The sequence below is a fragment of the Kitasatospora sp. NPDC023176 genome (assembly GCF_055560495.1).
On record NZ_JBVHIP010000046.1, the window covers coordinates 31,028 to 51,455 of the forward strand.

At 73.4% G+C, this 20,428-nt stretch carries 14 protein-coding genes and 1 tRNA gene; 7 read left to right on the forward strand and 8 right to left on the reverse strand.

Translation table 11 applies throughout. The features are described 5' to 3' along the window. Window positions 1-210: 210 nt before the first annotated feature. The 5 genes from ACZ3YL_RS37755 to ACZ3YL_RS37775 all read right to left on the reverse strand — a co-directional run bounded on the left by ACZ3YL_RS37755 (window position 211) and on the right by ACZ3YL_RS37775 (window position 6,336). Window positions 211-1,668 carry a peptidoglycan D,D-transpeptidase FtsI family protein gene (locus ACZ3YL_RS37755; protein ID WP_188303019.1) on the reverse strand — a complete coding sequence of 486 codons (1,458 nt, stop codon included), beginning with the start codon at window positions 1,666-1,668 and terminating at the stop codon, window positions 211-213. Further along, on the reverse strand, window positions 1,665-3,041 hold the full coding sequence (locus tag ACZ3YL_RS37760) for an FtsW/RodA/SpoVE family cell cycle protein (protein ID WP_465662010.1): 1,377 nt from the start codon (window positions 3,039-3,041) through the stop codon (window positions 1,665-1,667). The genes ACZ3YL_RS37755 and ACZ3YL_RS37760 overlap by 4 nt, the downstream gene beginning before the upstream one ends. A gap of 163 nt (window positions 3,042-3,204) precedes the next feature. Next, window positions 3,205-4,830 carry a protein phosphatase 2C domain-containing protein gene (locus tag ACZ3YL_RS37765; protein ID WP_188303021.1) on the reverse strand — a complete coding sequence of 542 codons (1,626 nt, stop codon included), beginning with the start codon at window positions 4,828-4,830 and terminating at the stop codon, window positions 3,205-3,207. Window positions 4,831-4,883: 53 nt separating this feature from the next. Next, window positions 4,884-5,438 (reverse strand): FHA domain-containing protein FhaB/FipA, encoded by a 555-nt coding sequence (locus ACZ3YL_RS37770; RefSeq protein WP_188303022.1) that lies wholly within the window; start codon window positions 5,436-5,438, stop codon window positions 4,884-4,886. A gap of 46 nt (window positions 5,439-5,484) precedes the next feature. Continuing rightward, the gene (locus ACZ3YL_RS37775) at window positions 5,485-6,336 is read right to left on the reverse strand and encodes an FhaA domain-containing protein (RefSeq protein ID WP_465661996.1); all 852 of its coding nucleotides are present in this window, start codon (window positions 6,334-6,336) and stop codon (window positions 5,485-5,487) included. A gap of 433 nt (window positions 6,337-6,769) precedes the next feature. Here ACZ3YL_RS37775 and ACZ3YL_RS37780 point away from each other — a divergent pair. Then, window positions 6,770-6,853 (forward strand) — tRNA-Leu (locus ACZ3YL_RS37780). Window positions 6,854-6,945: 92 nt separating this feature from the next. On the opposite strand, the gene ACZ3YL_RS37785 is transcribed toward ACZ3YL_RS37780, so the two are convergent. Both ACZ3YL_RS37785 and ACZ3YL_RS37790 read right to left on the reverse strand, forming a co-directional pair. Further along, window positions 6,946-8,094, reverse strand: a complete 1,149-nt coding sequence (locus ACZ3YL_RS37785; protein ID WP_188303024.1) for a sensor histidine kinase — start codon at window positions 8,092-8,094, stop codon at window positions 6,946-6,948. Beyond that, window positions 8,091-8,741 (reverse strand): response regulator transcription factor, encoded by a 651-nt coding sequence (locus tag ACZ3YL_RS37790; protein WP_317620915.1) that lies wholly within the window; start codon window positions 8,739-8,741, stop codon window positions 8,091-8,093. Before ACZ3YL_RS37790 ends, ACZ3YL_RS37785 begins: the two co-directional genes overlap by 4 nt. A gap of 340 nt (window positions 8,742-9,081) precedes the next feature. On the opposite strand from ACZ3YL_RS37790, the gene ACZ3YL_RS37795 reads away from it, so the two are divergent. After that, window positions 9,082-10,911: a phosphatidylglycerol lysyltransferase domain-containing protein gene (locus tag ACZ3YL_RS37795; protein WP_411292881.1), complete on the forward strand. Its 1,830-nt coding sequence runs from the start codon at window positions 9,082-9,084 to the stop codon at window positions 10,909-10,911. A 277-nt stretch (window positions 10,912-11,188) separates the two neighbouring features. After that, on the forward strand, window positions 11,189-11,905 hold the full coding sequence (locus tag ACZ3YL_RS37800; protein WP_465661999.1) for a hypothetical protein: 717 nt from the start codon (window positions 11,189-11,191) through the stop codon (window positions 11,903-11,905). Between the two features lie 55 nt (window positions 11,906-11,960). Here ACZ3YL_RS37800 and ACZ3YL_RS37805 read toward each other — a convergent pair whose 3' ends face one another. Continuing rightward, a complete protein-coding gene (locus tag ACZ3YL_RS37805; RefSeq protein WP_465662001.1) occupies window positions 11,961-14,657 on the reverse strand; it encodes an ATP-binding SpoIIE family protein phosphatase in 2,697 nt (898 codons plus the stop codon). 250 nt (window positions 14,658-14,907) lie between these two features. Between ACZ3YL_RS37805 and ACZ3YL_RS37810 the strand changes: the two genes are divergently transcribed. From ACZ3YL_RS37810 to ACZ3YL_RS37825, 4 genes are all read left to right on the forward strand, one after another. Beyond that, a complete protein-coding gene (locus tag ACZ3YL_RS37810; RefSeq protein ID WP_188307114.1) occupies window positions 14,908-16,125 on the forward strand; it encodes a rhodanese-like domain-containing protein in 1,218 nt (405 codons plus the stop codon). Between the two features lie 90 nt (window positions 16,126-16,215). After that, window positions 16,216-16,875 (forward strand): DUF5819 family protein, encoded by a 660-nt coding sequence (locus tag ACZ3YL_RS37815; RefSeq protein WP_188307113.1) that lies wholly within the window; start codon window positions 16,216-16,218, stop codon window positions 16,873-16,875. 128 nt (window positions 16,876-17,003) lie between these two features. Continuing rightward, window positions 17,004-18,185, forward strand: a complete 1,182-nt coding sequence (locus ACZ3YL_RS37820) for an HTTM domain-containing protein (RefSeq protein WP_465662004.1) — start codon at window positions 17,004-17,006, stop codon at window positions 18,183-18,185. Between the two features lie 9 nt (window positions 18,186-18,194). After that, window positions 18,195-20,303, forward strand: a complete 2,109-nt coding sequence (locus ACZ3YL_RS37825; protein ID WP_188307111.1) for an FUSC family protein — start codon at window positions 18,195-18,197, stop codon at window positions 20,301-20,303. Window positions 20,304-20,428: the final 125 nt, after the last annotated feature.

Sequence of the window (20,428 nt, forward strand, 5' to 3'; positions counted from 1 at the left end):
AGGTGTCCCCGCACGCTCTGGGTGACGCCGCGCGGGCCGTGGCCGGTTCTCCGGCCGGGCCGTGCGCCACCTCGCGGGCGGCAACGGGCACACCCGCTGCTGGCGGATACGCTACCGGTCGCACCGCACCGGACCGGAGTCAGCCGTCGGCCGATATCAGACCGGTATCCGGACCGGGGTGCCGATCGTGACATTCACCTCACCCTCGCCCTACTTGCCGAGCGCGGCCTGCATCACCGCCTTGGCGATCGGGGCCGCGAGGCGGCCGCCGCTGATGCCGTCACGGTTCTGGGAGCCGTCCTCGACCACCACCGCGACCGCGACCGACTGGCCGTCCTGGGTCTTGGCCCAGGAGGTGAACCAGGCGAACGGCAGGCCGGCGTTGTCCTCGCCGTGCTGGGCGGTGCCGGTCTTGCCGCCGACCTGCAGGCCGGGGATCTTGGCGTTCGTACCGGTGCCGTTCTCGACCACCGAGACCATCAGGTCCTGCATCTTCTGCGCGGTGGTGGGGCTCATCGCCTGGGAGAACTGCTTCTCGGTGTGCTTGGAGATGGTGGTCAGCGAGGCCGAGCGCTCCTGGTCGACCAGGTACGGCTGCATCAGGCTGCCGTTGTTGGCGATCGCCGCGGAGACCATGGCCATCTGCAGCGGGGTGGCGCGGGTGTCGTGCTGGCCGATCGAGTCCTGGGCGGTGCCGTCCAGGCTCGGGCTGTCCGGGAAGATGCTCTTCTCGGAGCGGATCGGGGTGTCGATCGTGCTGTTGAAGCCGAACTTCTCGGCCTGCGCGCGCATCTTGTCCTTGCCGAGGTCCGCGCCCATCTTGGCGAAGACCGTGTTGCAGGACTGGTCCAAGCCGGACTTGATGGTGGCGTTCTCGCAGCGCTCGTTGGGGCTCTCGTTCTTCAGCACCGTCTGGGTGTTCGGCAGGGTGTACGGGTCCGGCGTCTGGGTGACGTCGTTGACGTTCTGGTAGAGGCCGTTCTCGAACGCGGCGGTGGCGGTGACCAGCTTGAAGGTCGAGCCGGGCGGATAGGTCTCGCGCAGCGCCCGGTTGAGCATCGGCTTGTTCGGGTCCGCGTTGAGGTCCTGCCAGGCCTTGGTGTCGCTGCTGTCACCGCCGGCGAAGCTGCCCGGGTCGTAGGACGGGGTGGAGACCAGGGCCAGGATCGCGCCGGTCTTCGGGTCGAGCGCGACCACCGCGCCCTTCTTGTCGCCCAGGCCGTCGAAGGCGGCCTTCTGCACCTTGGCGTTGATGGTGGTGAGGACGTCGCCGCCGCGCTTCTGCTCGCCGGTCAGCATGTCCAGGGTGTTGCGGAAGAACAGCCGGTCGTCGGTGCCCGAGAGGATGCCGTCCTCCAGGTTCTCCAGCTGGCTGGAGCCGTAGGCCTGCGAGGAGTAGCCGGTGACCGGGGCGTACATCGGGCCGCTGAGCCAGGAGCGCTTGTACTTGTAGCGCAGGCCGTTCACGAAGTCGGAGTTCGTCACCGGCTGACCGCTGACGATGATGTTGCCGCGCGGGTGGGCGTAGCGGTCGTACAGCTGGCGCTTGTTGTTCTTGTTGGAAGCCCAGGAGTCGGCCTGGACGCCCTGCACCCAGTTGGTGCGCACCATCAGGGCCAGGATCAGCACGAGGCAGAAGATCGAGACCCGTCGGATCGGCTTGTTCATCGGGCGGGTCCTCCCTGGCCCTCGGTGGCCGGGGCCGGTTCGACCCCGGGTCGGCGCGCGCTGTCGCTGATCTTCAGCAGGATGGCGACCAGCGCCCAGTTGGCGACCACGGACGAACCACCCTGGGCGAGGAACGGCATGGTCATACCGGTCAGCGGGATCAGTCCGGTGACCCCGCCGGCCACGACGAAGACCTGCAGCGCCATCGCCGAGGCGAGCCCGACGGCGAACAGCTTGCCGAACGGGTCGCGGGCGGCGAGGGCGGTGCGCAGGCCGCGCTGCACCAGCAGGGCGTACAGCAGGAAGATCGCCATCAGGCCGGTGAGCCCGAGCTCCTCGCCGAAGGAGCCCAGGATGAAGTCGCTCTTGGCGGCGAAGTTGATCAGCCAGGAACGGCCCTGGCCGAGGCCGGAGCCGGTCACCCCGCCGGAGCCGAGCGCCATCAGCGACTGGCCGATCTGCTCGGTGGCGCCCTTGGGCGGGTTCGCCGAGAAGGCGGCCATCGGGTCGAGCCAGGCGTCGATCCGGACCTTGACGTGGCTGGTGGTGGTGGCGACCGCGACCGCGCCGCCGACCGACATCAGCAGGCCGAACAGGATCCAGCTGGTCCGCTCGGTGGCGACGTAGAGCATCACCACGAACAGGCCGAAGAACAGGAAGGACGTGCCGAGGTCGTTCTCGAAGACCAGGATCAGCAGGCTGAGCAGCCAGATCACGATGATCGGGCCGAGGTCGCGGCCGCGCGGCAGGTACAGGCCCATGAAGCGGCGGCTGGCCAGCGCCAGGGCGTCCCGCTTGACCATCATGTAGCCGGCGAAGAAGACGGTCAGGATGATCTTGGCGAACTCGCCGGGCTGGATCGAGAAGCCGCCCAGCCGGATCCAGATCTTCGCGCCGAAGTCCTCCGCCCGGGCCGGGAAGAAGGCCGGCGCGGCGAGCAGCACCAGCGCCACCACCATCGAGATGTAGGTGTAGCGCTGGAGCACCCGGTGGTCCTTCAGGAAGACCATCACCCCGATGAACAGGGTGATCCCGAGGGCCGACCACATCAGCTGGTTGCGGGCCGCCGGGAAGTTGCCGCTGAGCAGGTGGCCCGCCTTGTCCAGCCGCCAGATCATCACCACGCCCAGCCCGTTCAGCAGGGTGGCGATCGGCAGCATCAGCGGGTCCGCGTACGGCGCGAAGCGGCGCACCAGCAGGTGCGCGACCAGCGCCAGCGAGCCCATGCCCAGGCCGTAGGCGAGCATCCCCGCCGGGACCCGGGAGTCCATCGCCAGGCCCACGTTGGCGTACGCCAGGATCGGCAGCAGGACGGCGAAGACCAGCAGGGCCAGCTCGGTGTTGCGCCGGTTCGGTGCGCCCTGGAGCGAGATGGTGGTGTTGCCGCGCCGCCGTGGTCCGGCGCGCTCGGCCGCCGCCCGGCGGCGGCCGCCGGCGCGGCCGGTGTCGCCGCTCAGGTTGTAGCTGCTCACGTGGTGACCGCTCCCTGACGGCCGGCCGGCCCGCTCCGGGCGGACCTATGTCGGATCACGGACGTCACGGCTTCGGGCAGGACTCGGCCCGGCTGCGCTCGTCGTCGTTCAACGGGGGCTGGGCCTGCTCGGTCGGGGCGGCCGCCGGCGGGGTGGCGTTCTGCGTCGGGGCGGACGTGGCCGGGGCGGACGGGGTCGGCGTGGTGCTCGGCGCGGCCGCGGCCGGGTTGCGGGGCTTCTCCCGCTCGGCCGGGGCGGTCGGGGTGGCGGCCACGAACGCGGTCTTGGTGGCCTGGGTGCCCTGCGGGGCCGCGCCGGTGGAGACGGTGGCGGCCTTCTGGCACAGCTTGGCCCAGTCCACCAGGCCGGTCATCGTCTTCTCGGCGTCCTGCAGGCTGCCGACCGAGATGGTCCGGTTCACCTGGGTGCGCTGGTCCTGCGGCAGCCACTTCAGCGGGGCGTCGCTGTGCGACTCGTGCACCGAGGACAGGCTCAGCCCGGCCAGGTTCTGGTTGACGCCCTGGTAGATGGCGACGTGGTCGCCGTCCTCGCCGATGTAGTACTGGTCCTGGGTCCACTGGTAGCCGAAGTACCCGGCGCCGCCGAGCAGGCCGAGCGTGACCAGGACGGCCAGCGAGACGGTCAGGCCCCGGCGCTTGCGCTTGGGGGGCTGCTCCTCGTCGAACTCCTCGGAGCCGTACACCGAGGGCTCGGCGGGGTAGCCGTGGCCGTCCTCGCCCGTGTAGCCCTCGGCGGGGCCGAAGCCGCCCTGGGCGGCGCCGTAGCCGCCCTCGTAGCCCTCCGGCGGGCCGAAGGCGCCCTGCGGGCCGCGGCCCAGTCCGGCGGCGCGGCCGGCCGGGGTGTCCGCGATCGAGTGGTCGGCGGCGGCCGAGGACGGCGGGGTCTCGGCGACCGCGCCGACCACCACCGGGACGTCGTTGAACTGGCCGCTGGTGGTGTCCGTGGCACCGACGTCGATGACGTCCGCCACGATGCAGGTGATGTTGTCCGGACCACCGCCGCGCAGTGCGAGCTGGATCAGCTCCTGCACGGTCTGCTCGGGCGAGTAGTAGCTGCCCAGGGTGTCCTGGAGGGTCTGGTGGCTGACCGGGCCGGAGAGGCCGTCGGAGCAGATGAGGTAGCGGTCGCCGGCCCGGACCTCGCGGATCGACAGGTCGGGTTCGACCTGGCCGCGGCCGTCCAGGGCCCGCATCAGCAGCGAGCGCTGCGGGTGGGTCTCGGCCTCCTCGGGCGTGATCCGGCCCTCGTCGACCAGGCGCTGCACCCAGGTGTGGTCCTGGGTGATCTGCACCAGCGAGCCGTCGCGCAGCAGGTAGGCGCGGGAGTCGCCGACGTGCACCAGGCCCATCCGCTGGCCGGTCCAGAGCATGGCCGTCAGGGTGCAGCCCATGCCCTCCAGCTGCGGGTCCTCCTCGACCATCTGCCGGAGCCGGTCGTTGGCGCCCTGGACGGCGTCGCCCAGCAGGGTCAGAAGGTCGGCGCCCGGCACGTCCTCGTCCAGTCGGACGATCGAGCCGAGCACCTCGGAGGACGCGACCTCGCCGGCCGCGGCGCCGCCCATGCCGTCGGCCACGGCCAGCAGCCGCGGCCCGGCGTAGCCGGAGTCCTCGTTCCCCTCCCGGATCAGTCCCTTGTGGGAGCCGGCGGCGAAGCGCAGCACCAGGGTCATGCGACCTGTGCCCCCCTCTGGGTCATGGACGGGATGCTGTCCCTCATGCGCTACTACTTCCGCAGTTCGATGACGGTCCTGCCGATACGGATCGGCGTGCCCGGCTGGAGCGGAGTGGGCGCGGTCAGGCGCTGCCGGTCCAGATAGGTGCCGTTGGTGGAGCCTAGATCCTCGACCGTCCACTGCCCAGTCTGATCCGGATAGATCCTGGCATGCCGGGAGGACGCGTAGTCGTCGTCCAGCACGATGGTCGAGTCGTGCGCGCGGCCCAGCGTGATGGTCTGGCCCTGCAGCGCGACCGTGGTCCCGGCCAGCGAGCCCTGCACGACCACGAGCTGGGTCGGGGCGCCGCGGCGGCGGCCGCCGCCCTGGGTCTGGCCCGCTCCGGCGTTGCCGGGGGCGGGTGCCGCGGGACGTCCGGGTGCCGTGGCGGTCGCCGCCGCGGCACCGCCGGACGGGGCGCCGTTGCCGGCACCGCGACGGGAGCTGCGGGGGTTCACCTTGGTACCGAACAGGTCGCTGCGGATCACCTGGATCGCGACGATGACGAACAGCCACAGCACGGCCAGGAAGCCCAGCCGCATGACCGTGAGGGTCAGTTCTGACATGACCGTCCCGCCAGTCGGTGAGCGAGGCGCGCGAACAACTCGGACACTACCCTTCGACCTGCCGGTAGACGATGGTGGTGGAGCCCACGACGATTCGGGAGCCGTCGCGGAGCGTAGCGCGCTGGGTGTGCTGTCCGTCCACCACGATGCCGTTGGTGGAACCCAGGTCGAGGACCATCGCCGGGGTGCCGGGGCGGATCTCGGCGTGCTTGCGGGAGACCCCGGGGTCGTCGATCCGCACGTCCGCCTCGGTCGAGCGCCCGAGCACGCAGGCCGCGCCGGTGATCTGGTGGCGGGCGCCGTTCACCTCGATCCAGCGGCGGACCGAGGCGCCGTGGCCGGCGCCCGGGAAGGCCCGGACGTTGCCGCCGGCCGGTGGGGCCGGGGGCAACGCGGGGGGCGCGGGGGGCGGCGGGGGCGCGCTGTACTGCCCGGCGCCGCCCTGCTGCCACGGTGCGCCGGGGGCCGGTGCGGACGGCTGGCGGTCGTAGCCGGGCTGCTGCGGGGCGTACTGCTGGGGCTCCTCGGCCGCCAGGGTGCGGCTGCGCACCCGGTACAGGCCGGTGTCCAGGTCGTCGGCCTTCTCCAGGTTCACCTGGAGCGGGCCCATGAAGGTGTACCGCTGGGCCTCGGCGTACTCGCGGACCATGCCGGCCAGCTCGGTGCCGAGCTGCCCCGAGTAGGGGCTGAGCCGCTCGTGGTCGTGCGGGCTGAGCTCGACGATGAAGTCGTTCGGCACGACGGTGCGGTCGCGGTTCCAGATGCTCGCGTTGTTGTCGCACTCGCGCTGCAGAGCGCCGGCGATCTCCACGGGCTGGACCTCGGACTTGAACACCTTGGCGAAGGTGCCGTTGACGAGACCCTCCAGCCGCTGCTCGAACTTCTTCATCATCCCCATGGGGCACCCCCTTCCAGGGTTCGTTCGCCTGCCTGCCGACCAGCCTCCTCCGAGGAGTGGCCCTCCGGGGAGTCGGTCGTGCCTACTTGCGGTACTTCCGTACTGATCGTATCCACGCCGGGCCCTTCCGTACGGTTCCCGGACCGCGTGGTGCCGGGGGGTGGGCTCGGACACACAGGGTGACGCATTTCGGGTGCGGCACGCCAGGTGTGCCCGTCGGAGCCGTCCGCCGCCCTTCGCTCGCCCGTTCGTCGCGCGTCCGTTCGGAGGTGGTCGGTCTCCCCGGGAAACGGATTCGGAGCCGCCCTCCAGGTCGTGCTAATGTTTTCCACGTCGGAAGGGCCGCCCGGAAGGGAGCCGGACCGAGGAAGCGCGAAGGCCACATGGTACCGAGCGGATCCGAGGGACGGACGGCGAAGAAGACAACACCCATGCGCGGGTGGCGGAATAGGCAGACGCGCTGGATTCAGGTTCCAGTGCCCGAAAGGGCGTGGGGGTTCAACTCCCCCCTCGCGCACAGCGAAGCCCCCCAGATCTTCGGATCTGGGGGGCTTTCTCGTTGTCCCGACCGACCGGGCCGACCCGGCTGCCCCGTCCCGCCCCGCGGGGTCAGGAGCAGGTGGCCGGGAGTTCGGCGCGGACCTCGAAGCCGCCGTCCTGGGTGGGGCCGGCGGTCAGGGTGCCGCCCAGCAGCTGGGCGCGCTCGCGCAGGCCGACCAGGCCGTGGCCGCCGCCCGGCAGGGTCTCGGCCGGGTGGACCGGCGGCGCCCCGTTGCGGACCTCGACCCGCAGCCGGCGGCCCTTCGCCCGGACCCGCACGTGCACCGCCGCCTCCGGGGCGTACTTGGTGATGTTGGTGAGCGCCTCCTGGACGGTGCGGTAGGCGGCCCGTTCGACCGCCTCCGGCCACGGACGGTCACCGGGGTTGAGTTCGGTGTCGGCGGCCAGTCCGCTCTCCTGGATCAGCCGGGGCAGGTCTGCCAGCCGGGGCTGCGGGGCGAGCGGGGCGTCCGGGAGCGGGCCGCCGGTGCCGCGCAGCACTCCGACCATCTGGCGCAGCTCGTCCAGGGTCCGGACGGACAGTTCGCGGATGGTGCGGGCGACCGTCGCGGCGGCCGGGTCGGCGGTGCTCACCTGGAGCGCCCCGGCCTGGATGCTGATCAGGCTGACCTGGTGCGAGACCACGTCGTGCATCTCCCGGGCCAGCCGGCCGCGCTCGCTGATCAGCACCCGCTCGGCGAGCAGCCGGCTCTCCCGCTCCTGGCCCCGGGTCAGCTCGTCCAGGCGGGCGGCCAGCTCCCGCCGGGTGCGGGAGAGCAGGCCGGTGGCGGCCGGGCCGGCGGACAGCATCACGGCCTGGATGGCGTCCAGGGCGGTGTTCCGGCTGAGGTCGATGATCGGGGTCGGCAGTGGCCAGTGGAAGAAGCTGACCAGGGTGAACAGGGCCGCGCAGGGGAACAGGGCCTTCGCGCCGGGGCGCTCGGTGGCCACCGTGTAGACGGCGGTGATCGGGGCCAGCCAGATCGCCTCGACCCAGGTGCCGGGCATGGTGAGCAGCAGCGCCGTCACCGGGAAGCGACGGCGCCAGAACAGTGCGACGGCGGCCAGCGTGGAGAGTGTCATCTGCCACCAGGTGGCGTCCCGGGCCACCAGTGCGGCGTCCATCAGGGAGTAGAGGACGGGCAGCAGCAGCATCAGCCAGGGGGCGGTGCACCAGGCCGGCAGCCGTCCGGACGGCAGCTGGTCGGCGGCCGTCATGCCCCGTCGCCGGGCTTGGGCCGCACCAGGCCGGCCCGGTGGGCGAGCACGGCGGCCTGCACCCGGTTGGCGGCACCGAGCTTGCCGAGGATCGCGCTGATGTGGTCCTTGACCGTGCCGGTGCCGAGGAAGAGCCGGTCGGCGATCTCGGCGTTGGACAGGCCCTCGCCGAGCAGCGCGAGCACGTCCAGCTCCCGGCCGGTCAGGGTGCGGGCCAGCGAGGTGGCCTCGGCGTCCGGGCCGCCGCCGTCCACGTAGCCGCCGATGACGGTGCGGGTGACGGTCGGGGAGAGGATGTTGCCGCCCGCCGCGAGCACCCGGACGGCGTGCACCAGCTGTTCGGGGGCGGTGTCCTTGAGCAGGAAGCCGGTCGCCCCGGCCCGCAGCGCGGTGCCGATGTACTCGTCGGTGTCGAAGGTGGTGAGCATCGCCACGGCCGGCGGGTCCGGCAGGGCGCGCAGGCGGCGCAGCACGGAGATGCCGTCGAGGTCGGGCATCCGGATGTCGAGCAGCACCACGTGCGGGCGCAGCCGCTGGACGTACTCCTCGGCCTGCCCGCCGGAGCAGTCGCCGACCACCTCCAGGTCGGGGGCGGAACCGACGATCAGGCCGAGGCCCGAGCGGACCAGGATCTCGTCGTCGACGATCAGCACGCGGGTGGTGGTAATGGGTGCCTCCTCGGTTCGGGCGGCCGGGTTCGGTCGGTCCGCGGGGGTCGCTCTGAGAGTAGGGGCACGGGGGGCGGGTCGCCGAACCCTGGCGGCTACGGACCCCCGCCGTTCGGCGGGGGTGGGAATCCGCTACCCGGTTCACGCAATTCTCAGGAATAGTGCGGAACCATGGAGTTGGCTGCCTTTTTCCGGCCTGCCGCTCGATGCGGGCGGCCGGTGGGCGGGGGCGGCCGGTCAGTCCGTCGGGCCTGTGCGGGCGTCCGGCGCCGGGCCGTGTGCGGATGCGCCCCGCCATCTGATCGTTTGGAATTGAGCTGTGTCGTCCACTGTGAAGTCGGAGCCCTCCGCCACCTCCGCCGGGTCACCGCCTGCCGGACCGCTCGACCGCTGGCGCCCGAGGGCCGCCGCGGCCTCCGTCTGGTACCTCCGGCTGCTGGCGCTGCTGAACGTGACCACGGTGCTGCTGGTGCCGTGGCGTGACCAGGTCTCCGAGCACAACGAGGGCGAGTACTTCACCCCGTACCTGATGACCTCCGGCCTGGCGGCCGCGGTGCTCTCGATCTTCCTCGCGGTCGCGATGCGGCGGCGCAAGCGGGCCGCGTGGATCTTCAACGCGGCGCTCGGCAGTGTCTTCGCCCTGCTGTACCTGGCGGCCATGGTGCTGCCCGGCGAGCGCTTCAACAAGCACCCGCTCAACTACGTCTCCACCATCCTGACCTGCCTGTTCGTGCTGTCGCTGCTGATCGGGCGCAAGGAGTTCACCTCCAAGGGTGACCGCTCCAACCCGAAGACCGCGGCGGCCACCTTCGTCGGCGGGCTGTTCTTCGGCGGCGCGGTCGGCGCCCTGCTGGTCTGGGCGACCAACGAGCTGGGCGGCGCCGGCTGGTGGGACCTCTTCCGCTACTCGGTCGGCCGGATGATCACCATCACCCCGTCCGAGCACCTGCGCTCCGTGATCGCCGCCCCGACCTGGGTGAACGCGGTGATCAACGCGATCGGCGCGGCGCTGTTCCTGCTGGTGCTGTACGTGGCCTTCCGCAGTCCGCGCGGCAAGGAACTGCTCACCCCCGAGGACGAGGCCAAGCTGCGCGGCCTGCTGGACAAGCAGGGCGAGCGGGACTCGCTGGGCTACTTCGCGCTGCGCCGGGACAAGGCGGTGATCTTCTCCCCCAGCGGCAAGGCGGCGGTGACCTACCGGGTGATCGGCGGGGTCTCGCTCGCCTCGGGCGACCCGATCGGCGACCCGGAGGCCTGGCCGGGCGCGATCGAGGCCTGGCTGTCCGAGGCCCGCGAGCACGCCTGGGCGCCGGCCGTGATGGGCGCCTCCGAGGAGGCCGGGGTGATCTACGCCCGGCACGGGCTGGACGCGCTGGAGCTGGGCGACGAGGCGATCGTCGAGCTGGACGAGTTCTCGCTGGACGGCCGCGCGATGCGGGTGGTCCGGCAGGCGTACAACCGGGTCAAGCGGGCCGGGTACACGGTGCGGATCCGCCGCCACGAGGACATCTCCGAGGAGGAGATGGCGCAGCTGGTGGCCAAGGCCGACGAGTGGCGCGACGGGGCGACCGAGCGCGGCTTCTCGATGGCGCTGGGCCGGCTCGGCGACCCGGGCGACGGCCGCTGCGTGATGCTGGAGTGCAGCGACGGGGACGGCGAGCTCAAGGCCCTGCTGAGCTTCGTCCCGTGGGGCCCGGACGGGCTCTCGCTGGACCTGATGCGCCGGGCCCGGGACACCGAGAACGGCCTGATGGAGTTCATGGTGATCGAGCTGCTGCAGCGCGCCGAGGAGGTCGGGCTGAAGCGGGTCTCGCTGAACTTCGCGATGTTCCGCTCGGTCTTCGAGCGCGGCTCGCGGCTCGGCGCCGGTCCGGTGCTGCGGCTGTGGCGCTCCGTCCTCGGCTTCTTCTCCCGCTGGTGGCAGATCGAGTCGCTGTACCGCGCGAACGCCAAGTACCGGCCGATCTGGGAACCGCGCTACCTGCTCTTCGAGAAGAGCAGCGAGATTCCGCGGATCGGCATCGCCAGCGCGCGCGCCGAGGGATTCATCGTCGCGCCGAGCCTGCCCGCGCTGTTCCGTCGCCGGCACGCCAGGCCCGCCGTGGTGGCTCCCCGGGTGCCGGTGGCGGCACGGGACGGGAAGGGGTAGCCCTCCGCCGGGGGGCGGAGGGGGGCCGACACTCCTCCGGCGGAGAGTGCCATCGGTCGTAAGGGGGGTCCGGAGGGGGGATTCGTCTCCCTCCTGAGGATGACGTAACTCCCCATCCATGCCGATGTGGATTTGTTAACAGGCTTCTAATGTTGGAGTAGCTGACAAGTTCGGGGATTCGGGAGAAACAGTTGTGATTCACAGGACCCACGCGGGGGGCGTGCGAAAGGGGCCGCTGGCGCTTGCCAGAAAGGCCGCTGTCGCCGAGTGGGGAACGTTGTACCTGACGGTCCGGGACGCGGTGGCGCGGAAGAAGTTCGCCGCGTTCCCGCTGGCCACGGTGGCGACGTTTCTGATCCTGCTGTTCAGCGTCGTCCAGCACCTGCCGGGCGGCGAGCGCTTCGTGAGCCACATCGGGGTGGTGCGGGCCTCGCTGCCGCTGGAGGTCTCGCTGCTGCGGACGCCGCTGTCGTTGTACGTGCCGGCCCTGGACCTGCCGGTCTGGGGGGCGCTGGCCCAGGTGTTCGTGGTCTTCGCGATCGCCGAGGTCGTGCTCGGCCGGCGGATGACCCTGGTGGTCGCCTACGCGTGCACCCTGGCGGGCACGCTCTTCGCCCGGGTCGGCGTGGCGGTCGGGCCGGGCCACCTGTTCGGCTTCCCGAAGTGGGTCGCCTTCGTGCGGGACACCGGGCCGTCGGCCGCGGTGGTGGCGCTGGCGATCTGCATCGCGTTCCGCACCCGGTCCTGGTTCACCGCCACCATGGTCGTGGTGCTGATGGTCGGCGAGGCGGTCATGCTGCCGAACCTGGCCGGTCTGGAGCACGTGGTCGCGGTGATCACCGCGCTGCTGATCGCCGTCTCGGTCGAGGTCTTCGGGGACTTCTGGCCGCGGGTGCTGGCCGGGGTCGGCGCCGCCACCACGGTGGCCACCGCCACCTCCCTGGAGGTGGCGGCGGAGGCCCGGCGCCGTTCGGCGGGCGCGCTCATTCCCTGAGCGTCGCTCCACCTGGCCTGTCGGCCGCGTACGGGACGTTGCCCGTACGCGGCCGTCACGCGTGCGGGAGGGGCAGCTCGAACCAGACGACCTTCCCCACCGCCTTGCGGGCGGTGCCCCAGTGTTCGGCGAGTTTGGTGACCAGGGTGAGGCCGCGGCCGGTCTCGCCGAGCTGCTCGGCCGGCTCCAGCGAGGGCAGGTTGTGGTTGTCGTCGCTGACCTCGACCAGCAGCTTGTCCACCCGGATCAGCTGGAGCTGCACCCGGTCCCTGGCCACCCGTACGGCGTTCGTGACCAGCTCGCTGACCAGCAGCTCGGTGGTGTCGCTGAGCGCCTCCAGGTGCCAGGCGGCCAGCTGCTCGCGGACCAGTGAACGGGCCCGGCGGACCTCGCGCTGGTCCACGGTGAGGTCCCAGGTGGCCACCTCGGACGGGGCGACCCCGTCGAACCGGGCCACCAGCAGGGCGACGTCGTCCTTGCGGTCGTCCGAGTGCAGCCGCCGCAGCACCTCGTCGCAGGCCTGCTCGGGGCTCTGCTGCGGGTCGATCAGGTTGCCGCACAGCGCGGCCAGGCCGGCCCCTATGTCCCCGCCCCGGACCTCGACCAGTCCGTCGGTGCACAGCACCAGCATCGAGCCGTCCGAGACGTCGATGGTCTTGGCGACGAACGGCACCCCGCCGACGCCGATCGGGGCGCCGGCCGGGATCTCCAGCAGCTCGCCGGTGCCGTCCGGATGCACCAGGACGGGCGGGACGTGGCCGGCGCTGGCCAGCTCGCAGGTCCGGTTGATCGGGTCGTAGACCGCGTACAGGCAGGTGGCGAGGTGGTCGTCGCCGAGCTTCTGGGCCAGGTTGTCCAGGTGCCGCAGCAGCTGGCCGGGCGGCAGGTCCAGGGCGGCGAGGGTCTGCATCGCGGTGCGGAAGCGGCCCATCGCGGCGGCCGAGTGGATGCCGTGGCCCATCACGTCGCCGACCACCAGGGCGACCCGGCTGCCGGGCAGCTGGATCGCGTCGAACCAGTCGCCGCCGACCTCGGCCTTCGGATCGCCGGGCAGGTAGCGGTGGGCGATCTGCACGCCGGGGATCTGCGGCGGACGGGTCGGGATCATCGAGCGCTGCAGGGTGGTGGCGACCCGGGCCTCGGCGCGGTGCAGCCGGGCGTTGTCCAGCGACAGCGCGGCCCGGACCGCCAGCTCCTTCAGCGTGGCGGCGTCGCTCTCGTCGAAGGGGGCGCGGTCCGGCAGCCGGAGCAGCTTGAGGATGCCCAGCACGGTGCCCCGGGCGGACAGCGGGACCACCAGCATCGAGCGGCCGGACACCACCGGCGCCAGCCGGGCGCCGCCGAGCGCGATCGCGTAGTCGACCGCGACGTCGGCGCTGACCACCGGGACCAGCACCGGCTGGTTCAGCTGCAGAGCCAGCCCGGGCGGGGTCCGGCGCGGCATGCTGACCAGCGAGCCCTCGGAGAGCACGTGGTCCCAGGCGCCGCCGGTCTGGTTGAAGACCAGGGCGACCCGGCGCAGCATCGTGTCGTCGTCGGGGCGGGAGACCGGCAGCTCGGAGTCCGAGATCAGGCCGTCCACGAGGTCCACGCAGGCGAAGTCGGCGACCCGGGGGACCAGCACCTGGCACAGCTCGTGGGCGGTGAAGCCGAGGTCCAGGGTGGTGCCGACCTTGCCGCCGACCTCGTTCAGCAGCTGCAGCTGCTCGCCGGCCTGGCCGTTGGTGAGGAACGGGCCCAGCCGGCCGCTCGGTGCGTCGCTCGGTGGGCCCTCGGCGCGGCACGGCGGGAGGCCGTGGGCGGACGACTCGGCGGCGGCCTGCTGCTCGATGGTGGCTCCTCCTCCGGTGGGGGACTGGACGGGTGGGGGGACGGCGCGGGTGGTTCCGCGCCCGGCCGGTTCGCGCGGGGCGGGCAGCGGGCCGGGGGGACGCCGGACGGGCGCGGACTGGTCGGCCTGCGGCGGCGGCCCGAGCCGGGCGGCGCGCTGCTGCGGGGTCGGGTAGCGGCGGCCCAGGCCGGCGGCCGCGTGGGCGGTGCCGTGCTGCGGATCGGCGGGCAGCACCGGCAGCGCGGTGGTCGCGTCCAGCCGCAGGGCGGGCAGCCCGCCCACGGCCACCGCCTCCCGCAGCGGGCCCCGGTGGGCGGCGGGCAGCAGCCGGGCCAGCGGCTCGGGCAGCTCGGCGGCGGGCGCGGTGAGCGCGGCCGTCAGCCCGTGGAAGCCGCCCCGGGCGCCGGGCGCGGCGGCGAACGGCAGCCGGCGCTCGCCGAGTGCCAGCCGGGGCCCGGTGGTGCGCAGCGGGCGGGCGTCGGCCGCGAGGGCGAGCAGCCCGCCGGCCGGGCCGGGCAGCGGGTAGGCCCACCAGAGCACGTCGCGCTGGTGCTCCTCGCGGTCGGTCACGGTCAGCCGGCCGGCCCAGGGGCGGCCGGCGGCGGTCAGCCCGGCCAGGGTGTCCAGGGCGTCGCAGCGCCGGCGCACGGCGCAGCGGCCGAGCACCCGGGACTCCAGGGCGGGCAGCAGGCCCGCGGCCGGGCGGTCGGTGACGGCCTCGGCGCGGTGCCCGAACAGTTCCTCGGCGGCCCGGCTCCACTGGGTGATCCGGCCGGTCCGGTCGACCAGGACGAGGGCGAGCCGGACCAGCGCGGCCACGCCGGTGGGCTGGTCGCCCGGGGCGGTTCCGGCGCCCGCCGGAAGCGGTGTGGAGTTGGACTCGGCCACCATGGATTCGGTCTGCTCCCGCCTGGCCGCCACGCCTGGAGGCGGCCGTTTCTCCGGAGGAAGGCACGCTGTGCGGATACCAGCGAAGCACGGACCGGCCCGGGCCCGACACCGAAACGGGGAGATTCATCAGGATCGGTTGCGTGTCACGCACCGCGCGCCGGTTCGTACGCCTGCTTCACCCGGACGGGGGCTGGCAACGCGGCGGTAGGGTGGCAGGCCGGGCCGCCCGCGCGGGCGGCCCCGCAGGACCCAGCCGGCCGGACGAGACAGAGGCGAGATCGTGACCGCGCAGAGCCCCGTTCGCTGGACGGACCCGGAGCAGCAGGAGCTGGAGGAGCGGGTCGCCGCCGCCGAGCTGGCCTGGCTCAGCATGGACGTGGACGTGCAGACGCTGCGGGTCGAGATCGACAACTTCGCGCTGATCCACCACCAGCTGCTCGGCCCGCTCTACGCCCGGCTGGACGAACTCGACGCGCTGGTCGCCGAGGCCGTCGCGGCCCGGACCGGCGACCCCGAGGACCGGCGGCGGGCCGCCGAGGCGCGGCGGCAGGTCGACGAGCTGCCCGACCTGGACGCGCTGTTCGACTCGGTGCGGTCGGTGCGGGAGGAATCCGGCGAGGGCGCGGACCAGGTGGCCCCGCCGCCCGCCGCGCCGTCCCGGGTGCGGCCCGGGAAGGAGGCCCAGCGGATCTACCGCGAGCTGGTCCGCCGCGCCCACCCGGACCTGACCACCGACGGGGACGAGCAGCAGCGCCGGGCCGACTTCCTGGTCCGGGTCAACGAGGCCTACGCGTACGGGGACGCCGCCGCGCTGGCGGACCTGGCCGCCGAGTGGTCCACCGCGCCGGAGGCCGCGCCCGCCCTCGACTCCCCCGACCGGCTGGGCTGGCTGCGCCGCCGACTGGACTGGCTGACCGCCAAGATCACCGAGACCGCCACCGAGCAGGTCCGGCTGGAGCAGACCCCGATGGGCCAGCTGCTCGCCCTCGCCCCGCAGGACCCGGACCGGCTGCTGGAGCAGCTCGCCGAGGAACTGCTCGCCAAGGCCGCCGCCCAGCAGACCGAGCTGGAGCGGCTGCTCGGGGCGCCCGACCCGGCCCGGGGCCCGGCGGCCGTGGGCGACAATGGCACCGACGGCACCGACCAGAACCGAGTTCAGGAGAGCCACACGATGTTCGCGCAGATCCCCACCACCGACGCCGCCGCCGTGCCCGCCGACGCCGCCCTGCTGGACGTGCGCGAGCAGGACGAGTGGGACGCCGGCCACGTGGACGGCGCGCTGCACATCCCGATGGGCGAGGTGATCGCCCGGATCGACGAGCTGCCGGACGGGAAGCTGTACGTGCTCTGCCGGGTCGGCGGCCGCTCCGCGCAGGTCGTCCAGTACCTGGTGCAGCAGGGCCGGGACGCGGTGAACGTGGACGGCGGGATGTACGCCTGGGAGGGCGCCGGCCGTCCGATGGTCAGCAGCGGCGGTCAGACCGCCGTCGTCCTGTAGGGCGCGGTGCCCGCTCGGTGACGGGTAGGGCAGGATGGGCGCGCGATGCGCCGGTACCGGCCGGCCGCGCGCCGATCGGGCGGGGAGGCCATGACGGGGACCACGGACCGGGCCGCCCCCGGACGTGTCTGGTCCGGGCCCGCGCAGCTCGTCCTCGGCCTGGCCGCCGCCGTGCTGGTGAGCGGCACCGGACTGTTCCTCGCCGCGGTGTTCCTGCACGTCGCGCCGGGCAACACGCTGTCCCGGCAGTACCGGGACGAGGTCGACGGGCTGGTGTACCCGGAGTTCGAGCAGAACTGGAAGCTGTTCGCCCCCAACCCGCTGCAGCAGAACGTCAGCCTGGACGCCCGGGTGCGTACCGTCGCCGACGGCGGCGCCACCCGGACCCACGACTGGACCGGACTCACCGCCCGGGACCTCGCCGCGATACGGGACAACCCGGCGCCCAGCCACGTCGACCAGAACCTGCTGCGCCGCGCCTGGGACTTCTACGACGGCTCGCACGACCCGCAGGACGAGAAGCTCACCAACCCGCGCGGCAAGCTCGCCGAGCAGTACCTCAAGCGGATCGCGCTGCAGCGGATCGGCCGGGAGGCGGACGGCGAGCGGGTGCTGGAGATTCAGTTCCGGGTGACCTCGGCCACCGTCCCGCCGCCGTCCTGGAGCGGTGAGGCCGCGCCGCCCGCGCCCAGGGTGCGGGAGCTGCCGTGGTGGCCGGTCGGGGACGAGGACTACCGGGGGTTGGGGTGAACGAGGCTTCGGAGCTGGAGCCGGCCGAGGCGCGGCCGGTGGACGGGATCCCGCGGCAGGGCGGGCCCGTACCGGGTGGTCCGGATGTTCCGGATGTTCCGGATGTTCCGGATGTTGCGGGTGGTCCGGTGGCGCCGGCGCGCGGGCCGGCGGCGGCGTTCGGGCGGGCGGTGGAGGCCTTCACCGGGCGGGCGCTCGGACGGCACCAGGCCGCGGTGGTGCGGATCGGCTTCGGGCTGGTCTGGCTCGCCTACCTGCTGCGCGAGTGGCCCAACCGGCGGGTGCTGTACGGCGACCACTCGCCCTGGTCGATGGACCTCGCCCGGCGGCTGCTGGCCGACGACGGAGCGTTCACCGTGCTGTCCTGGTTCGGCGGGCGGCTCTGGTTCGAGCTGGTCTACCACCTGGCCGTACTGGCCGCCCTGGCGGTGCTGCTGGGCTGGCGGACCAGGGCGAGCAGCGTGCTGTTCCTGGTCACCGTGCTCTCGCTGCAGAACCGCGACGTCTTCCTCGGCGACGGCGGGGACAACATCGTCCACCTGATGGCCGTCTACCTGGTCTTCACCCGCTGCGCCGAGGTCTGGTCGCTGGACGCTCGCCCGGCCTCCGGCCGGGAGGTGCCCGCGGACAGGGCCCGGACCGGGTGGGGCGGGGTGGTGCTCTGGGCACTGCTCGGCGCGGTGCTGGCGGTCTGTCAGGCCGGAGACTTCTCCGGGGACAGCCTGACCTGGAGCAGTCCGGCCTTCCCGTACCTCGGCTGGGCACCGCTGTTCTGGGGGCTCTGGGCGGTGGCCGGGCTCTGGTGGACGCTCGGCCGGCTGCGGCCGGAGGGCGAGCCCCGGGCGGTGCTCGACGCGCTGGCGAACATGGTGCACAACTGCGCGATGCTGGTGATCGTCACCGAGGTGGTGCTGGTCTACGCCACGGCCGGCTGGTACAAGGTGCAGGGCTCGCGCTGGCAGGACGGCACGGCGCTGTACTACCCGCTGCACCTGGACTACTTCACCCCCTGGCCGGGGCTGTCCGGGCTGCTCGGCTCGGCGCTGCTGCCGGTCTTCCTGATCTCGTACGGCACGGTGATCCTGCAGGTCGCCTTCCCGTTCACGCTGCTCAACCGGCGGGTCAAGAACGTGCTGCTGGTGGTGCTGATGGTCGAACACCTGGGGATCGCGGTGGTGCTCGGGCTGCCGGTGTTCTCGCTGGCGATGGTCGCGGCGGACGCGGTGTTCCTGCCGACCGGTGCCCTGCTGTGGGCGGCGGCCCGGCTCGGGCGGCTCCGGCGGCGGCCGGCGGGGTCGCCCGCCGCCTAGGATGTCGGTATGTCCTGGTTCGCCGCCCTTCGTGACACCGCGCGGACCGGGCTCACCCTCGACCGGGCGCTCACCGACCCCAAGCGGGCCCTGCGCGGGGCCGTCGCCGTGGCGCTGGTGCTCTTCCCCACGCTCGCCCTCGGCGGGGTCGCCCTCGCCACCTCGGCCGCGATGGGCGCGTTCATCGCCGGCTCGGCCACCTTCCAGCGCAGCTTCCGGCCCCGCGCCAGCCTGGCCGTCGCGGCCGGGTTCGGCCTCGGGATCAGCACCTTCCTCGGCTACCTGGCCGCCGGTGTGTACGGGCTGTTCCCGGTGCTGCTCGCGGTCTGGGCCTTCGGCGCGGGGCTCGCCTGGGCGATCGGGCCGACCGCCGGAGTGGTCACCGCCAACACCCTCTCGGTGATGCTGATCGTGGTCCAGCTCCCGGTCAGCGCCACCGCCGCGCTCGGCCACGGACTGGTCGCCGCGCTCGGCGGCGTCGTCCAGGCCGCCGTCATCACCCTCTGGCCGATCGGCAGTTGGAGCGCCCAGCGGGACGCCCTCGCCGACACCTACGCCGAACTCGCCGACTACGCCCGCAGGTTGCGGCAGGACCCGACCGCGCACGTGGACCCGGAACCGTTCATGACCGCCCGGCACGCCTCCGCCGTGACCCCCTGGCAGGACCGCCACCGGCCACCCGAACTGCGCGGCCTGCGCGGCATCGCCGAACGCATCCGCCCCACCCTCGCCGCGCTCGCCGACCCCAAGGTCGGCGCCCCCGAGGAGGGGCCGGAACGCGACCGGGCCCGCGAGGTGCTGGCCGCCGCCGCCGAGGTGATGGACGCCCTCGCCCGCGCCGTCCGCAGCGGCGACCCCGTCCGGCTCCCCCGTTCGGCTCCCACGCTGACGCTGGTCCGGCCGGACGAGGGGACGCCGCTGCGGGGCGCGGCCCGGCGCTCCGCCCGACGCCTCGGCGGGCTGCTGCGCAAGGCCGCGGACACCCTGGACCGCAACGACGAGGACACCATCACCACGCCCGTGGTCGGCGCGGGCGGGGCGCTGCACAAGCCGTCCATCTCGCGGATGCTGCCGGTCGCGCTGCGGGCCGTCCGGCGGCAGCTGCGGCCGCGCTCGGCGATCTTCCAGCACGCCGTCCGGCTCGCCGGGGTGGTCACCGCCGCCTACCTGCTGGCCCGGCTGGCCGGGTTCCACCACGGGTACTGGGCGCCGATGACCGCCGCCATGGTGATGCGGCCGGACTTCGCCCAGACCTACAGCCGGGGGGTGGCCCGCCTCGCCGGGACGGTCGTCGGGGTCGCCGTCTCCACCCTGGTGGTGCAGCTCGCCCACCCGGGCGAATGGGTGCTGGCGGTGCTCGCGGTGCTGTGCATCGGCGGGGCGTACCTGGCGTTCCGGACCGGGTACGCGCTGACCACCGTCGGGATCTCCTCGTACGTGGTGTTCCTGCTCGGGCTGCAGGCCGGGGATCCGTTGCAGACGGCCTTCGAGCGGGTCGGGCTCACGCTGCTCGGCGGGTCGCTGGCGCTGCTGACGTACGCGCTGTTCCCCACCTGGCAGACCGCCCGGCTCGGGGAACGGCTCGCCGAGTGGCTGGCGGCGGCCGGGCGGTACGCGGCGGCGGTGATCGCCTGCTACGAGCAGCCGGCGACGCCGCGGGGGCGTGCGGTGCGGTCCGCCCTGCTGGACTCGCGGGAGGCGCGGTCCGAACTCCTCCAGGCCATGCAACGGGCCGACGCCGAACCGGGGCGCCACGAGTCCGGGCTGACCGGGGTGACCCGGCGCCAGATCGACCGGGCCCGGGCGGCGGTCGGGCACCTCGGGCGGGCGGCCGTCCTGCTGGAGGCGCACCTGCCGGCCGCCGACGCCGAACCGGTGCCGGGGGCGGCGGAGTACGCGGAGGAGCTGCAGCTGGCGACGGCCTTGGCGGCGGGGGCGCTGCTGACGGGGCGGCCGGTGGAGTTCGGGGCGGTGCGGGAGGCGCAGGCGCGGTTGGAGGAGAGGCTGGCGGGGGGGTCGGCGGGGGTGCAGGGGGAGGTGGTGCGGGCGGGGACGCGGTTGGTGGAGGGGGCTCTGCGGGATCTGGAGCGGGCCCTTCGGGGGAGTTCTTCGGGGTAGGGGGCTCTCGGGAGGGTGGGTGGGTGCCGGGGGGGGGGGGGGGGGGGGGGGGGGGGGGGGGGGGGGGGGGGGGGGGGTGGGGCGGGGCGGCGGCGCGGGCGGGGGCGGGGGGGGGGGGGACGGGG

What these genes read in the sequence shown, in the direction of transcription:
- ACZ3YL_RS37755 (WP_188303019.1), bottom strand. Translation starts at nt 1,668, where the DNA reads ATGAACAAGCCGATCCGACGGGTCTCGATCTTCTGCCTCGTGCTGATC.
- ACZ3YL_RS37765 (WP_188303021.1), bottom strand. Translation starts at nt 4,830, where the DNA reads ATGACCCTGGTGCTGCGCTTCGCCGCCGGCTCCCACAAGGGACTGATC.
- ACZ3YL_RS37770 (WP_188303022.1), bottom strand. Translation starts at nt 5,438, where the DNA reads ATGTCAGAACTGACCCTCACGGTCATGCGGCTGGGCTTCCTGGCCGTG.
- ACZ3YL_RS37775 (WP_465661996.1), bottom strand. Translation starts at nt 6,336, where the DNA reads ATGGGGATGATGAAGAAGTTCGAGCAGCGGCTGGAGGGTCTCGTCAAC.
- ACZ3YL_RS37785 (WP_188303024.1), bottom strand. Translation starts at nt 8,094, where the DNA reads ATGACGGCCGCCGACCAGCTGCCGTCCGGACGGCTGCCGGCCTGGTGC.
- ACZ3YL_RS37815 (WP_188307113.1), top strand. Translation starts at nt 16,216, where the DNA reads ATGACGGGGACCACGGACCGGGCCGCCCCCGGACGTGTCTGGTCCGGG.
- ACZ3YL_RS37825 (WP_188307111.1), top strand. Translation starts at nt 18,195, where the DNA reads ATGTCCTGGTTCGCCGCCCTTCGTGACACCGCGCGGACCGGGCTCACC.